Origin of the sequence: Liquorilactobacillus mali (assembly GCF_001437155.1) — a bacterium.
Classification (GTDB): Bacteria; Bacillota; Bacilli; order Lactobacillales; family Lactobacillaceae; genus Liquorilactobacillus; species Liquorilactobacillus mali_A.
In genome coordinates this window covers 115,536-132,411 of sequence record NZ_JQAR01000004.1, presented here as the reverse complement: position 1 = coordinate 132,411, position 16,876 = coordinate 115,536, and the positions used below count along the sequence as shown (strand labels likewise).

15 protein-coding genes are annotated in these 16,876 nt (G+C 35.2%); all 15 read right to left on the bottom strand.

What is annotated here, in order from left to right:
* Nucleotide 1 precedes the first annotated feature (1 nt).
* The gene (locus IV36_RS03345; protein WP_056990782.1) at nucleotides 2–247 is read right to left on the bottom strand and encodes a hemolysin XhlA family protein; all 246 of its coding nucleotides are present in this window, start codon (nucleotides 245–247) and stop codon (nucleotides 2–4) included.
* Nucleotides 248–299: 52 nt separating this feature from the next.
* Nucleotides 300–521 carry a hypothetical protein gene (locus IV36_RS03340; protein ID WP_056990781.1) on the bottom strand — a complete coding sequence of 74 codons (222 nt, stop codon included), beginning with the start codon at nucleotides 519–521 and terminating at the stop codon, nucleotides 300–302.
* A gap of 15 nt (nucleotides 522–536) precedes the next feature.
* Entirely contained in the window at nucleotides 537–5,876 is a 5,340-nt protein-coding gene (locus tag IV36_RS03335) for a phage tail spike protein (RefSeq protein WP_056990780.1), read from the bottom strand.
* Complete coding sequence (locus tag IV36_RS03330; protein ID WP_056990779.1) at nucleotides 5,873–6,562, bottom strand: hypothetical protein; 690 nt, start codon at nucleotides 6,560–6,562, stop codon at nucleotides 5,873–5,875. The genes IV36_RS03335 and IV36_RS03330 overlap by 4 nt, the downstream gene beginning before the upstream one ends.
* Nucleotides 6,563–6,564: 2 nt before the next feature.
* Nucleotides 6,565–9,393 carry a tape measure protein gene (locus IV36_RS03325; RefSeq protein ID WP_056990778.1) on the bottom strand — a complete coding sequence of 943 codons (2,829 nt, stop codon included), beginning with the start codon at nucleotides 9,391–9,393 and terminating at the stop codon, nucleotides 6,565–6,567.
* Between the two features lie 220 nt (nucleotides 9,394–9,613).
* The gene (locus tag IV36_RS03315) at nucleotides 9,614–10,000 is read right to left on the bottom strand and encodes a hypothetical protein (RefSeq protein WP_056990776.1); all 387 of its coding nucleotides are present in this window, start codon (nucleotides 9,998–10,000) and stop codon (nucleotides 9,614–9,616) included.
* Between the two features lie 2 nt (nucleotides 10,001–10,002).
* On the bottom strand, nucleotides 10,003–10,626 hold the full coding sequence (locus tag IV36_RS03310; protein WP_056990775.1) for a major tail protein: 624 nt from the start codon (nucleotides 10,624–10,626) through the stop codon (nucleotides 10,003–10,005).
* A 3-nt stretch (nucleotides 10,627–10,629) separates the two neighbouring features.
* Nucleotides 10,630–10,977 carry an HK97-gp10 family putative phage morphogenesis protein gene (locus tag IV36_RS03305; protein ID WP_056990774.1) on the bottom strand — a complete coding sequence of 116 codons (348 nt, stop codon included), beginning with the start codon at nucleotides 10,975–10,977 and terminating at the stop codon, nucleotides 10,630–10,632.
* Nucleotides 10,970–11,302, bottom strand: coding sequence for a hypothetical protein (locus IV36_RS03300; RefSeq protein WP_056990773.1), 333 nt, complete (start codon nucleotides 11,300–11,302; stop codon nucleotides 10,970–10,972). Before IV36_RS03300 ends, IV36_RS03305 begins: the two co-directional genes overlap by 8 nt.
* Complete coding sequence (locus IV36_RS03295; protein ID WP_056990772.1) at nucleotides 11,292–11,630, bottom strand: phage head closure protein; 339 nt, start codon at nucleotides 11,628–11,630, stop codon at nucleotides 11,292–11,294. Before IV36_RS03295 ends, IV36_RS03300 begins: the two co-directional genes overlap by 11 nt.
* Entirely contained in the window at nucleotides 11,599–11,895 is a 297-nt protein-coding gene (locus tag IV36_RS03290; protein WP_056990771.1) for a head-tail connector protein, read from the bottom strand. Before IV36_RS03290 ends, IV36_RS03295 begins: the two co-directional genes overlap by 32 nt.
* 164 nt (nucleotides 11,896–12,059) lie before the next feature.
* Nucleotides 12,060–13,256, bottom strand: coding sequence for a phage major capsid protein (locus tag IV36_RS03285; protein WP_056990770.1), 1,197 nt, complete (start codon nucleotides 13,254–13,256; stop codon nucleotides 12,060–12,062).
* Nucleotides 13,257–13,970: a head maturation protease, ClpP-related gene (locus IV36_RS03280; protein ID WP_056990769.1), complete on the bottom strand. Its 714-nt coding sequence runs from the start codon at nucleotides 13,968–13,970 to the stop codon at nucleotides 13,257–13,259.
* Entirely contained in the window at nucleotides 13,967–15,157 is a 1,191-nt protein-coding gene (locus IV36_RS03275; RefSeq protein WP_056990768.1) for a phage portal protein, read from the bottom strand. Before IV36_RS03275 ends, IV36_RS03280 begins: the two co-directional genes overlap by 4 nt.
* A gap of 15 nt (nucleotides 15,158–15,172) precedes the next feature.
* Nucleotides 15,173–16,873 carry a terminase large subunit gene (locus IV36_RS03270; RefSeq protein ID WP_056990767.1) on the bottom strand — a complete coding sequence of 567 codons (1,701 nt, stop codon included), beginning with the start codon at nucleotides 16,871–16,873 and terminating at the stop codon, nucleotides 15,173–15,175.
* Nucleotides 16,874–16,876 lie beyond the last annotated feature (3 nt).

Genomic DNA, 16,876 nt, shown 5'->3' with positions numbered 1-16,876 from the left:
TCTATTTAATTATAAATTGTTCAACTAAAAATAACACAATGGGTAAAATAATAGCCACCCACATTGTGCGTGACCACCATTGACTATTAGATTTTAATCGTTGAATATCTTGTTCATTTTGCTGACTTAGTTGATATGCTTGTTCGGCTTTCTTAGTCGTCTCTGATACACCCTGTGTGTTAGTTTCAACCTTTGCTAAGCGCTGTTGAATATCCATCAGTAAATCTACTACTTTTTCATTTTCCATTTTTCACTTCCTAATCCTACCCACCCACCACTTATTTTGCGTGATAAAATCACTATTTTATAAAGCCTTTTAATTTTGATTTAGCAAGTACGATCAATTCATCTTGCGTAGCTCCGCCAAAAGTTTTATTCTCTTCTAAATCCTCGGATAAAACTTTAACAGTTCCATCAAAATAAGTTCCATTGCTATCTGAACCATGCAAGGTTACCGATACTGAATCTGTAACTCCTGCATTAAGTGCATACGATATATTAGTTGCATTAATTTCCATCATTATTTACCTACCTTTTTAATTTGAATTTTTACCGAAATCTTCATCTATTTCTAAGCGTGTTCCCTCATAACCTATTCTTTTAGCTTTGACTTCATAGCTAACTTCAAGATTTGGTACATTAGACTCAATAATAAAGTAATCTTTACCTTGTTCTGAAACCCACGCATAGCCGTTCCCATAACTTGATAGGAATACATGATAATCAACATTTGTATTAACAGTCTCAAGGAATAAACTATCCATGACAATTTTAGCTTTTGACCCATTACCAGTATTAATTTTACCTATATCACCAAAATAATATTCTGCTGTTTCATAAGCATTAATTTTAGCCCAGCCTTGTGAAGTTTGAACAATAGCGTTTTTTGAACCTGCAACACTCAAACTCCCTCTAAGATCAGTTGCCCCAACAACCGAAAAATTGTTTCCTATCTTGGCACTCCCTCCTGTCACAAATCCTCCCGAAGTTACAGTGACATTACCACCTGCTGCTAAACTTATAGTCCTAGCAGCTAATAGCATATCGGAACCAGCAGCATTTTCAGTTGTTCCGCTACATCCCACAGATAAAACCGGCTTTACATTTACCCCATTTGTATATTGGTATCCTCCATACATTTGAATTAGATGTGCAGCTCCTATCGCAATGTCACCATTATCGTTCAGAGCAATTGATGTCCCAGCAGTCCCGTTAGCAAGCAATTGTGATTCCGACACTCCACTCCAACCTGAGTTTGCAGTTTGAATATGAACACCATTTGCACCTACTAGTTGCATACCATTTTTACTTTGACTAAATAAATTATTATCTCGTTCAATGGTTCCATATAAGGGATTAGCATTACTATTCCATAATGCCTGGGTTGTTAACTGAAGTGAACCAGCCCGCATAAAGAATCCTTGATTGTTTGAATCATAAACTTGCAGTTTGCCTTGATTGATCCATGCATTATTTCCACTCGAATCATAATCATGCATACCGTTTCCATCGATATAAGTATCATGCCCTGAACTTGTTTGATGGAATGTAACACCTGTCAGTGTTCCCGAACTAATATTATTAGCGTTCAAATTGATAACATTAACATTTGCTGCGTTCAATGTACCGCTGGTTATTGAATTGGCACTTAATTTATTAACTGTGATCTTACTTGCATCCAACGTTCCACTCGTTATTACATTAGCATTTATAGTAGGTATAACTACTGGATTACTACTATCAATCTTGACATGATCACCACGTAATAAAATAGTCTTATTACTATTATTAACTCCATGAGCATCAAGTGTAATACCATTGCTATCCATAGTGAACATGTTGGTGTAATTAGTATCACTAGGATTTAAGCACCAATCGGTTAAAACAGAACCTTGCTCCAACTTAGGTGTTTCAAAATTAACGATATATCCATAGAATACTCGAATGTAGACTTTAATATACTGACAATCAGATTGGGTAGTGAAGCTAACATTTGTATATTTCCTTTGATCACTATTTCCTATTATAAAATTATGATCGTTATAGCTAGATGTGGTTGTAGTTCCAGCGTCCTTATACTCTAAGGCATATAAAGTTACAAATTGACCATATGTGGAACTTTTACTTGCATGTCTTAATTGTATCGAATAAGTATATGTGGTTGATGGAGAAACCTTAACAATCTGACAAATATCAGTAAAACCTGATGTCATTGTTGAATTGTCTACATGTACTAAACCATTATTAACACTTACATGATTTGTGTCATACGACCATTTACCTTGACCAGCAGTGCTGCTCCCCATATAATCCATTGACTTAGTTCCCAATAATAAATTAGTCCCTACCGCACTATTATCCAATTGAGTTTGTATTGCACTCGTTTTAACGTTAAATGTTCCAGCAGTAGCACTAATTTGGGTATCTGCATACGTCTTTGCACTAGCTATGGCGTTGCTCTGCGCAGCATTAGCTTTGGTAGTTGCGTCTGAACTAGCTGTCGAAATAGCAGCATTCTTAGCGTTCGTTGCGGAATTATCAGCATAAGTTTTCAAGGTTGTAGTCGTGCTTGTTAAATTAGCCGATAATGTGCTTGCCGTAGCAGTTATCTGATTATTAACATAATTAGTTGTAGCCGCATCTTCTGGCGCTAAACACCAATCAGTAACTACATTGCCCTTTTCAAGTTTCTCATGTCTCCATTGAACAGATTCACTGCCCGCACTTGCTCCGCCTGAACGAACGTGAGGTCTAAAGTTAAATTTAACTAGTGAACCAGTATTAAAAATAACATATGTCAACCCTGAATTAACAACAAGTGCACCATTACCAATAATGGAGGAAGTTCCACTAGAATCATATCCTGCTACTTCAACATGGTACTTAGAAGCGTTACTTGCCTTTACTTCTGTTTGGAAAACATAGTAGGTATTAGGTTCAAGATCATCACTTGTTAATGTAAATGAGTCTCCTGTTCCCCAATCACCACTTGTAAATGTGTGAGTCTTCCAATCTGAGTTTGTCCCAGACAATAAGTTAGTACCAACCGCACTATTATTCACTTGATTTTGTATTGCACTAATATTTGTTGCATAACCATCACTAGTTGCCTGTAATGTGTTTATTTTTCCATTTGCACTAGCAATACTTGAATCCCAACCTGTTGCCCTAGCTTTCAATTGGGTGATATCTCCATTTGATGTAGCTAAGTCTGCTGCTATTTGATCAGCCTTTTGAGATACACTGGTTACAGATGTGACTGTGGCGTTATCTGCAGGATTGGTTGAATAATCAGTAGCAGTTGAACCCTTTTCGAGTTTGAAACCATACATATAAACCGATCCACCGACATTAGTCCAATTACCATGAGGTTCTATTCTGAATGTTTTCAAGTTGCTAGAAGTTGCTTTGAAAGTTACTGAATATTGCTGGAATGTAGTTGTTATCTGATTAGTTAAATCTTTTCCACTAAGTCCAGCTCCACCTTCTTCATATGCAGTTAAAGCGAAACCTGATGTACTAGTTCCAGTATACGATCTAGCATAAACACTAACTGTGTAAGTTTCACCTACGGTCAAAACGATATCATTAGGTGTAACTAATCGGTAGGAGTTCCAGTCCGCCCAAGAGTGAAGTATAGTAATGTCACTTCTCCAACTATTACTCAAATTCGTATCAGAAGTTGCACCTTTTTGAGCATTCACCTTAGTCCCATTGATATACCAATTAATCGGGTCTAAATCTTTAGTACCTAATAATAAATTAGTCCCCACAGCGCTGTTATTAACTTGGTCTTGTAACGTACTCATCTTACTTACGGTACTATTTAAACCATCTGCATTAGCCGTAACCTTTTGTTCTGCACTAGTTACTCTACCAGTTAAATTATCAAAATCTGTTTTAGCTGTCTTCTCTGCAACCTCATCATTAAGTACAGCTATTTGTGCAGTTTGATTTGTAACTGTTTGACTAAGTGTATCGACAGATGTCTTATCGGCTTTGAGTTGTAGACCTTCTGTATTAGCTGTGATTTGATTCTGCTGAGATAAAACAGTCTTATTCACCGCATCGATATCTGACTTATTAGCTTTAATAGTTAATGAACCATTAATCTTACTAATATCAGCATTGATATCAGTAATACTACTACTATTTCCATTTGATTTATTTAGAGCGTCTTCAGCATTTTGTTTGACAGTTTTTAGTTCATCAGCTTGTGTATTCAATTCAGTTTGAGCATCAGAAATTAACTGAGCTGAATTTTGTTTTGCTTCATCTAAATTAGCTTGTGTATTTGCAATTTTCTTATTCACATCGGCTTGTGCTTCAGCAATTTTACTTTCCAAGTCAACTTGTGTTTGCTTAACCTCTGAACTAGTTGGTGCTTCCCATTTAGTTCCATTCCAAATATTAGTTATGATTGTGCCATCTGATTTTTCTTCAAACCACACATCGTTAACCTTTGGATTAGCTGGTGCAGTATCAGTATAAGAAATTGTATTTTTTCCGTCCGCTGTAGCTTGTGCTTGGTCAGCTTTAATACCAGTTGCATCATCAACTACTAATCCCCACGCTTTATCTTTCGCACTATAAATCCACATTTCAGTCTTATTGCCGTTACTACGCCAGTAAATATCACCGTCTGTTAGTGTGCCGTTAAAAGTTAGATCGTTAGGATTAGCATCGCCACGCTGAATCATATTCTTTCCATTAGCCGCAATTTGTGCCTGATTAGCTGTATCTGATACTGATTGAACTGTACTTGAAATACCGTTAATCACAGTTGATAAGCTAGTGTTTCCACTCTTTAATGATTGATTAACAGATATAAATTTTAATTCCGTGAACTCATGATTAAGTGGATTATATTTGTAACTATTTAATCGCATTTGAATATCAACATTATCACGTTCATTAATTAATTGAATTGTGTCCCATTGTTTGATTGTTTCCAATTCAGCTACATCTGCATATTCACGAGTGTTTTTTAAACTAATCATTGATACATCAGCCGTAACAGTCGGATCATCTATGTGATTTTCATTAAATTCTTTAGCTGCTAATTTCCTTAAAGCTGTGTAGGCTTCATCAACAGTCTTATAGATATTATCATCACTTGAGCTATTCTCATCAGCAACTTTAACTGATTCATATTTAATTTCTTTAATGATTGGATCACCATAATCTGCTAATTTTGGACTATCAACATACAGTTCTGGCAACGTTAAACCGTTGTAACCGATTGGCCTAATACGTGTAACTACTGTTGTATCGTCCCACTTGACGTTGTAACTAGATAGATTTTTACGCCATCTAATTTGTACACCATTATTTGAGCCACGTTGTTTAAAAATTCTGATATTGAAACCATCACGTTTAATCTCTCCACCCCAACGGTTAACAAAAGAATTATCTGTTGAACTATCAATTAGCCAAGTTAAGGGATTCAAGCGTACTATTTCACTATTAGCAGTGCTATCAATATCAGAATAAAAATTAAATCTAGTAGAATTAGTCAAGTTAGACTTCATTTGATCTAATGCAGATTGTCCATTTTTACCCATTATATTAGTATGTTCAATCCAATTATTATTGAACTCATTAGCCACTTGAAAAGCAATGATACTCAACATACCATCGCTTTTTTCAATATTATAAATTTTAAAAATATTGCCTTCTGTATCTGGATCATCAGCTTTAATATACATACGTCTACCAATTCGACTACCGCAAATACCCGATAATGGATAATCAAAAGATAGTTTAAATGTACCGTTTGCCGATTCTTCAATGATTGGATTAATAATATCGTGATCTAAAAGACCTAACCCATTACTTGTAAATTTCGTTTCTGTTGTATCATATAAAACTATCATAGATAGACCCACCTCGGTTCAATTTGTATTTTTGATATTGTCCCAGTAAAAGAAATGGTGTTACTCCCAACTTTCAACTCAGGAAAAACACCACTCATATAAGCGTTCATATTTGTATTTTGTGAAAAACAATCCATTAGATAACTATCAACATCGTAAAAATCTTTTTGCATATCGAATGTTATAGTGTCTGAATTTACTTTTAATGTTCCAGTTCCAGCGCCAGATCGATAAACTCTAATTGATGGTAATGCTTTATACGTTCCAATATTATTAACTGTTCCACTTGTAGTTAATGTTATTGGCTGTATATTTTTCAAATATTTTAATGGCCGACAACGATAAACAACTGAAAAGTTAAGAATTACACCTTTATCAACCGTTGCATTGCCAATTTGAATATGATTGAAATATAAATTGAAGTTCCATTCGTCAGTTGATACATAATTACCCGACTTTAGGAATGAAATGGCCTTAGAATACGCCTGATAGACATCACTAAAGTTATAAATTGCAAATTTAAATGTATAATTTACGTCTTGCAGTCCTTCATCTTGTGCCATTGAACCATCTCGACCACTAACGGAATAGAAGGTAGTATTTTGTTCAGCCGTTAAAATGTCTGGGTAATCTACCAAATATATACCTTGTTTTTCTGCTGATTGATTATTAATTGAAAAATCCAAATTTACATTCCTCCCATTCCAAATTGATTGAGTCTTACATTAGTTCCCATCGCACCACTCATATATGGTGCTGTTAATTTTGCAAAAGTTTTTCCATCGACTTGTAAGTAGATAGGTTGTTGCATATTCCCCATTTGCTGCGCAATACCTTTACCAATACCTGCTAAGTTTTCTGCGTTTAGTGGTAATGCTGCCTCGGGACCTGCTTCACCAAGACCATTAAAACCACCAGCGGTCGGAAATAATGTCGGCTTATCAAAAATACCACCTTTTGCATACCAATTAATTCCAATACTTGGTATCTTTCCTTTTAATGGATCAAAAGAGCCAGACAAACTAAAGTGTGGTAATTTGATATGAGGTATTGATACCTCTGGAAATTTCAGATGAAAATTAAATAGCCTCTTAATAGTAGAAACGATTCCACTTATTACTGATTTAGCTGCATTAATTGGTGATACCATAGCCGACTTAATACCATTCCATACACTCGAAGTTATGGATCTGATAGCATTCCAAACTGAGGCAATTGTTGATTTAATACCGTTCACTGAGCTACTTGCTATTGACTTGATACCATTCCATACACCAGAAATTACCGACTTAATACCGTTCCAAACACTTGAAGTAACTGATTTGATACCGTTCCAAACTGAGGTAATAACAGATTTTACAGCATTAATTGAACTTGAAACTCCCGCCTTAATCGCACTCCAAACTGAACTAATCACAGACTTAATTCCATTCCAAATTGAACTAGTTACAGACTTAATTCCATTCCAAACATTCGATACCGTAGATTTAACACTATTAATAGCATTGGAAACAGCGGTTTTAATAGCATTCCAAACATTTGAAATAGCGGTCTTTATGGCATTCCAAATATTTGTAGTTGCTGTTTTTATATCATTCCATTTTTCCTTAACACTATTGACAATTAATTTAACTGCTACGTCAAATAAAATTTTTAAACCAGTCCAAAATTGACTAAACCAATTTTTCAAACCAGTCCATAAATTTTTTAACCAATTTGTAAAATTACTCCATATTTCCTTACCTGTTTTAGTTTGCGTGAAAAAGTAAACTAAAGCGGCTGCAACTGCTGCTATCAAACTGACAATAAGTACAAAAGGGTTTGCGTTTAATACTAAATTAAATGCTGCTTGTGCAATTTCTGCGGCTTTAGTTGCAATAGTCATCAATTTAGTTGCGGCTACAAATTCAGTGATTGTATTTTTAATGCCCGTAATAATTGACATAGCTTTTAATGCTACAACTAAACCGCCAACGCCCACCGCAATCGCCTTGAAAGCACCTGAATGTGCCTTAACTTCTTGTAACACATTGACTAAAATTTTAAATGCACTAACTACACTGCCACCGATTGTGTTCACTAAGTCTGTAAGGTTAGCTTTACCAATTGAATTAATAACATTTTGAATACCAGTGACGATGTTAGCTTGTAGATTCCCAATAGCTCCTTCGAATGTACTTGTTGATTTAGCAGCTTTTTTAGCAGCATCTTCCATACCAAGTTGCATTACTGCCTTATTAAACTCACCAGCTGTAATCTGACCTTTTTCCATTGCATCACGAAAATTCCCAGTATATGCACCATTCTTCTTCATGGCTTCTTGCAATTTTCCACTTGCACCAGGTATTGCATCACTTAATTGATTCCAATTTTCAGTTGTTAGCTTTCCAGCTCCAGCGGTTTGAGTTAATACCATCGCTACACTACTAAACGTATCTGCATTACCACCAGCAACCGCATTTAAATTACCAGCTGCCTGAGTTAAGGCTGTGTAATGTGGTACGCCGTTGGCAGCTAATTGAGCAGTAGTATTTGCCACTGTATCTAAATCATAAACAGTATCATCAGCATATTTTTTCATACTTGAGCTTGCCGATTTTATTGCAGTTTTACCGAACCCAGCAAATTCCATCGTGCTATCAAACTTCTGCATTGCATCACTTGCACTTGCTCCTTGAGTGATTAATTCTCCCAAACCACCGATTACACTTTGGACAGTATTTGCAGCTACACCAGCTACGGCACCGAATGAAAGTTTTTCTTTGAATGTTCCCAACGCACTGCCAGTAGTTTTAGATTCACGACCTAGACTACCCATTTTAGTTTCTAACTCTGCTACATTAGTTTTTGCATTATTTAACTTGGTAGCCATTTGACTAGCTTCAGTACTATTTTCTCCATATGCTGTCTTTGTTTCCTTCAAGGCTTGCTCTAGGCTAGTCACTTTAGATTTAGAGTTTTCTAGAATTGAACTCAATGATTTTTGTTCGCTTGCTAATCGCTCTGATTTGCTTGCATTTTCACCCAATTCAGCTTGTTGTAATTTATACGCTGACGTTAATTCTTGTTCTTTTGCGTCCAATTGTTGAGATTCACTTGACAATGTGCTTAATTTATCTTTTGCGTTGTTGGCATGTTGCCCTTCCTGAGAAAGTTGTTCATTCACTTGCGAAAGTGCATTTTTCAAATTGGATTGCACAGATTGAGCCTTAGCCAGATCACCAGCCATCTTATTCAATTCAGTATTAGTAGCTGAACCACTAGACTTCATTTTGTTAAATTGTTCAGTTAAAGTTTCAACTCGTTTGTCTGCACCAGATAATTGAATCTGTAACTTTTGTTGTTGCGCTGCTAATCTTTCACTCGTGCTAGCGGAATCTTTCATTGCTGAAATATGTGCCTTATACTCTTTTGCAGCAGCATCCATTACACTGTTAATTTCCTTCAATGATTGTTTTAAGCTAACTTCACCTGTACTTTTAAAATTAAGTACAACATTTGATTTTAAATCACTCATCACGTTCCCCCTTTCTATAAGAATGGAACTTGATCAACATAGACTGTTTCTGTCTCTTGAATCGCATCTGGATTATTCATTTTGAGCCACAAAATATACTCTTTCATCCATAAATTCGGCGTCATGTGTAAAAAATCATCTATGCTATAACCAAGTAGAGTGGTTCCGACATATAAATAAAAATCCCAAGGTGTGTCGATATTTTCACCTTGGGATTTTGTTATTTTTTTGTTTGTTTAATTTTTTCTCCATCAGATGGTTGAAAATACTGACCTTGGAATACGCCCAATACAGATTCAAATACACTTGGCATTTCAGTTAGTGGAATTGCTTTTGCTAATTCATCTGGAGTACATTCAGTTCCTCCAGCTCTAACCATTGCATAGATTAACGTACGCATAATTTTGAATACATTACTTGAAACTTTAACATTTTTGGAACTCAACATCTTATTCATATCCTTTTCAAAAATGGTGTATGAATTTCCGTAGGCTTCTTCTACATAGTCGAATGTTCGCATATCAAAAGCAATTGGTAGCTCTATACCTCTAATTTTAATAATATCTTGCTGATCATCTAATTTAATTAAATCTTTTAATTTAGCCATTTTTATTCACCTGCCTGTGTAGCTAGTTGACTAGCATCATAGATGACTTCTTTTACAAAATCATCAATTGTCATAGCTCCGTCACGTACGGAACTAAATTTCGTGTAAATAACCTTGTTATTTCTTAAGCCAGCTGTATTAATTGTCATACTTGGATCTTGTTCCTTGAAAGTGTCTTCGCCTGTCTCATAGTCATCACTTAAAGCTGGATCAAGTGTACAACTAGGAAACCAATAAGCGTCATTTTGACCGTCAGATTTTGGCGCAATGAAACCAAACGCAAATTCTGGTAACTCTTTAGCCTCAGCAGTTGCCAATGTAACACCCTTTGTAGCTGTTTGACCGTATAATTGATCTAATAGCGCAACTGGGAATCCAATATGATCTAAGCTAATTTCTTGTGATGTTTCCTGTGCAACTGTTGCAATCTTAACGTTAGAGGCATAAATATCTGTAGCTTTACCATTACCTTTAATTTTAATTTTCTTTGCGTTAGATAAACGCCAAATTTTAGTATCATATGCTGGAGCTGTTCCAGTAGTATCTTTGGTTGTTTTTATTGCAACCAATAAGTCCCCTACACCAATTTGATATTGAATATCACTCGCTTTACTTGTTTCTGTCATTTATTACCTCAACTCGCTTTCTATTTTTTTGAGCATGATTTGTTCAATTTTGCTCCTATTTTGTTCCAACGTGTTCCTTGCAAAATGTTGTGCACGCTGTTTTTTTGTCCCATTTTCAACAAAATACCAGTAATAACTTTTTTCACCAAATACAACTTGAACACCATCTTCGTTAATTTTTACTGATAAATCGTCTTTTGCATGATGACCACTGCCCCAACTTGGAACATTAGGTCTCAATTTCTGTAAATAAAAATCAGCAGCTTCTTCGAGTGAAGATTTAACTACCGATTTACCTATATCTATTTGCTTTAGTTGTCTTGCTAAATCCTCAAACCCGTTATCACTCATCTGCTAATACCTCCATATAGGTGTAAAAATGATTAACTATTTCATCATTCTCATCATCTTCTGGTTGATTAATTACTGACTCATAACTTACATCTTGAAATGCTGATTTAAAAGGTTTCAACTCTTTTTCAGTTCCATTGGTGAATAAGCTAATTTGATATTCTTGTATTGCCAATTGAGCTAAATTACTAGCTCTTACTTGTTTTTCGTTTACAAAACTATATACATAGTAAGGTAATGGTGTATTCTTCGGAGCTAGGTCACGATATACATTTAAACCTAATGATTTAAGTCTTGTTCTCATCTCCGTAAAATTAATTAACATAATCTAGGCTCAACTCCTCATATCCATTATCTTTATCTTCATATATACGTGTTATTTTGTAATCTATACCATCAATTCTGATACGGTTATTTTTTTGTGTAATCGATTTATTATATCTGATTCTTATCCGTTTAATTACGTCTGTTTTTGCTTGCAGTGCTAAATATTTTTCAGTTGATGTTATGCCCAAGTCCATATAATGAACTATCCTATCCAACCCCCAACCCTGAACGGGTCGGTCATCTTCATCAACTGTATTTTTCAACACAAGCAAACTAGCAACCCATTTTAAGCTATTAGTTAGTTGGTTCTGTTTGACTTGTGCCATTCGTTAACACCTCCAAGGAAAAAATTGGTTCAAGTGCCGAAAGAGCTTTCGTTAAATCCTCACTTGAGCTTCGATTATCATTCATTAAGGTTGCGACCATAATTACTAAATATTCTTCGGTATAGCCAATCTTTTTAGTCACATATTTTTCGGCAGATTTGAGATAGAAAGACAACATAGACTCATCCATGCCATCCTCCCACCTGATATGCTCTTTCAATTGTGTCAATAGTTGGTTATCAGTATTGGTATTTTCTTCAGCCATTCTGCACTCTCCTCTCTATAATTAATCCTGTGGAATCAGTGATAATAAATCGTTCTTTAACGTGATGCCGTCATGATTGATTTCATGTTCATCTAGCCATGCTGTAATTTCAACTACTGTATTGGCTGCCGTGGGTTTTGATTCACCCGTTTGTTGAGCGGGGACTACACTTTTTTTGTCAAAAGCGCGAATCCTTTAGTTGTCAATAAACCAAAATCAACAATGGTATAAGCACCATAATCAGTCGTACGTCCTTTAACGTGGTCTTCTTGAGCCAATGACATTTCTTGATTTACATTCTTAACTGCTGTGTCAGCTGCATCGCCGATTAATACTTCGCCATCCTTTGTACCAGCATCGACCTTAACTTCATGCCCAAACAGTTGACCAATTGTGTTTCCTGTTGGATCAGCGATAAAAATAGGACGACCTTGTCCATCAACAATGTTAGCTAATTGATTCCAAAGTGTAGAATTATTAACATAAATTGCAGACTTAGCAGCGTAGCTAGAATGAATCTTGCCCAATGCAGCGGTAACATCCTTGTAAGCAATGCTGTCAGTATATTCAACGACTTGCGGTGTGTTTTCTTCAGCCTTTAGTTCAACCTCAACACCTTTAGGAGATTTAACGCCATTTCCTTGATGAGCTGCAACACCAAGCGCAACACCAACACGATCGGCCAATTCTTGTGTCAAGAAACTAATAAAGTCAGCCTCAGACATAGATTTCATTTTCCAGCTTAGAGAAGCAACCTTGTTTAATTCAAAGCCTTTTAATACTAATTGACCGAATTTATTTTCTTCATCATCTGCTTGTACTGATTCGTCAACCCATTGTGCATCACCAGAAACAATTCCATCATGCTTGTTAATTGTGAGCGTTCCACGCACGTTGTAGCCTTTCATATCAGCAAAAAGTGGGTATTGCTCTTCTGCGATTTTAAAAATTCCGTCTACAACTGTATCAGGAATTAATGTGCCTGTATTTTCTGTTGAATGTGAAAATGCTGCATTTTCTTTAACAAATACTTCGTTTTCAGCAGGTGTTAATTTCTTACCTAACATTGTTTTTGCAAAGGCATCAACATAATTTGCCTTCTTAATTGTGTTATCTACTTTTTCCAATTCAATTTCATCTCCAATTTTTTTATTTTCCTTTGCCAAGTTTTCAATCTTAGCTGGCTTATCATCCAAAGCTTTTAAATTAGCTTCAGCAACATTCATTTTTTCAATCTTTTCATCAATTTTCTTAATTTCGTCCATTTTTGCTTGTGCCTCATCAGCCTTAGCATTTGCAATATCTTCTCTAGCTTCAATCATTAATTCAGCACGTTGTTCCAATAATTCATCTTTCTTCATTTATAACTCGCTCCCTTTCAGCTCTAAATATCCAATTTGAGCATTTAAAAGAGCCATATCTGATTGACATGACTCTTCATTTTTCTTATTTAATTTATTTTCGATTGCTAGTTTCAATTTAGCTTTCGCATCATTGCTAATTCTTGGTGTTAAGTTTAAACTAGCTGTCATTTGTATTTTTGGTTTCTCATCTTCTCCAATAATGCTATCTGCTAAACCTAGTTCGATAGCTCTATCAGCACCAAGCCACGTCTCAGCCTTCATCAAATTCAACATTTCATCAACTGATTTACCAGTTTTTTCTGCATATAATTTAGCAATAGCTTGATCAGTTTCATTTAGCATTTGCAATCCACTGCTAAAATCATCTGCATTACCAGCAATTCCAGCGCTTGCACGGTGTATCATTAGTTGACCTAATTTACCAATTTCAACTGTATTACCAGCCATTGCAATTACACTAGCCGAACTGGCTGCTAAACCTACAATTTTAGCAATTACATTTCCTTGATATGTTGATAACATCGTGTATATTTCACTTGCCGAATCAACATCACCACCTACACTATTAATTTCAAGTTCTATATCATCTTTTGCTTGATTTAATACTGCCTGAACCTGTTTAGGTGAGGTGTAATCCATTTCTAAATAAGCATAGATATAAGCATCATCATTATTAATGATTACTCCTTTAATTGGTATTACTGTTGTCATGTTTCCTCACCACCTTTCGATTGTGAGTTGTTATCATTTATTTTAGCTGTATCAAGTCTCAATAGCATTTCATCTCCGCCATCAACTGGACTTAGATTAAAGTAACTTCTAACTTCATTTCTACTCATGATTCCACGATCAACCATTTGAACGAGTGATAACTTTGTCTGCATTGAGGCATAACTGAGATTGCTCGATTCAAAGATTATTTGATTGCCTTGTAATCTCTGCGATCTAGTGAAAAGTTTCAATGTATATTGTTCGCTTAATTGTCTTAGAATTGGTTCAATTTGTGACTCATAGTAACTTATCCACTGATTTTCGCTGTAGTTAGCTTGCAAAATATTAATGTTCGTGTGGAATAGTGAGTAGATACGCTGAACTGTAGCATTCATTTGCTTCTCGTTTGGCACATAGTCTTTAGGTTCAATTTGAATTGCATCAGCCTTAGCATCAACACCAGCGACACCAATTGAATCATTATTCGAAGTTTTTAAGTAAGTTTGAGTAAACTCATCAACATTTTTCTTGATATCTTCTGGACGAATAGTTTGATTAAATTTCAATAGCCATTTGACCATTGCACTATTTTTAATAGCAGATACAATACCTTCATCAATCGTTGTTACAACTTGCATCAAGGGCTCTAATGTACGTGTTATAGGTGTTCCAAAAATATCATTAGAGCTAAAATCTTTCCTTAGATGGATTAAATCATCGTAACTAAACGTGTAAATCGTGCCATTTCGCATGTAAAACCTGACATATAAGTTACCTTGAACATCTTGTAACGCTTCAAAACTATTAGCGACTATCGGCCATATTGAAATAGGTAATCCATTACTATCCCTTGAAATGACTGCAAAAGCATTATTATTTAACTCCAGTTGAGTTATTAATTTTTCTTGCAGCATTTGACCGCTCATAATCGGATTAGGTTCCGATAGCAAAATAGAAATATAGGGATCTGGATTGACTTCTTTATTGTCATCCTTATCATTTCTAATATGCTTAGCGACTGATTTTCCAATCGTTTGTGACTTCACTTGAATAGCTGACCTGATTAAATCAGACTCATACAGTTTCCCATTCCAGCCAAAAAAGCCATTGGCATAATCAGTTACTAATTTATAATTACTTGTTGCGACTTTTGCTTGATTTTTCTTTTTAAAATTAAAAAGTCCCAATTCTCAACCTCCTTTCTAAATAATTGATTCATATTCTGCTTGTTTATTTTCATATATCACGTAGGCATCTAGTAAACTAGCTAAGCCATCAATTCTTTTTCTTTGATTTTTACCCTTGTGTGGTTGTATGTTTCCGTTTTTGTCCATTTCTGTAACCGTATTTGAAAGACACCATTTCAAAATTGGATTATTATTATAGTTAATTTTTTTACTAATTAAGTCAGCACCCAAATCTTTCATTGGACTGCTTAGTGTTTTCATACCCTGAATTACAGGCGTAAAGGTTTCATCTCCAAAGTTTTGCTTTAACTCGTTTATTAAATATGTGGCGCTCCACGAGTCATATCCCCCAGAAAATAAGTAAATATCATACTCATTCTGAATTTCGATAAACCAATCTAGAATATCGTGATAGTCAACCTTGTTTCCTTGGCTAGTCCTTAGTAATCCTTGTTCCTTCCATGTTGGATATGGTATTTTATCTTCGGCAGCTCTATCCTCTAAAATATCTTCTGGCAACCAATACATCTGTTTGACATATATTTTTTCATCATCTGATACTTTAAAAATTACTGTTGCACACGTTAAATCGGTTGTTTTTGACAAATCGATTCCACCAATTCCATATCTTGGTTTCAATTTAGCTAAGTCATAAGTTTCTTCATTGTTTAATTCGTCAAAGCTTAGCCATGTATCAGTTGAAGTTTCTCTGATATTAAACTCTTTACAAACTAAATTTTTAATTAATCTACTATTTTGTCTAGCTTTCGCCACTTTTTCAGCCAATGTTTTGATGTTTTTAATCGTTCCGAGTCCAGGATTGGCTTTAATCCAATTCGATTTATCACGCCATTCCTCTTTTTTGTCCAATTCATAAATGAAAAAGATAGAGCGTTCATCTTCATATCCCGCCTCTTGCTCGTAACCGTTAATGGTCATTGTCGCTTCGTCATAGATATGATCGTAAATATCTTCTCTAATCACACCAGCAGTTGACGTTATGAAAATTAATGGTTGATCACGTGCAGTAACGCCGTCAGCAATGATATTATATAAAGCTTCTCCATTTCTCCATTGATGTATCTCATCCATTAAAGCGCAATGCACGTTCAATCCATCAAGTGAATTGGTATCACTAGCAAGGGCTTTGAATGTACCATTGTTGAAATTTTCACTCGATAACTGATTAATAGTAGGTTTGATTCTCTTTCTTAAAGCTGGTGACTTGTTCACCATACGTTTTGATTCTTCCCATATTATTTTTGCCTGTTCCTTTTTAGTAGCAACGCTATATATTTCAGGCCCCGATTCATTATCGGCCAATAACATATACAAGCCAACACATGAAGCTAGTAACGACTTGCCATTTTTCTTCCCAATAATTAGCACTGCACGTTGGTATTTTCGATAACCATTAGAATCAACAAAACCAAATACGGTAGCTAACATCGCCTTTTCCCACAGTTCAAGAATTACAGGCTTGCCACCATATTTTCCTTTTGAATGTCTGCAAAAATTTTCAATAAATTCAATAATATGATTACCTCTCAGATTTGAATAATAGTAATCACTGTCCTTACTGTTTAAATCTGCGATTATTTTTCTATAAGTTTTGTAAATTTTCTTTGATACAACTGTTTTACCGCCATTTTGAACAAACGATTTCCAATATTCAGTAATCGGATCATAGTCATCAGGATATTTTTGTTTCAACATCAC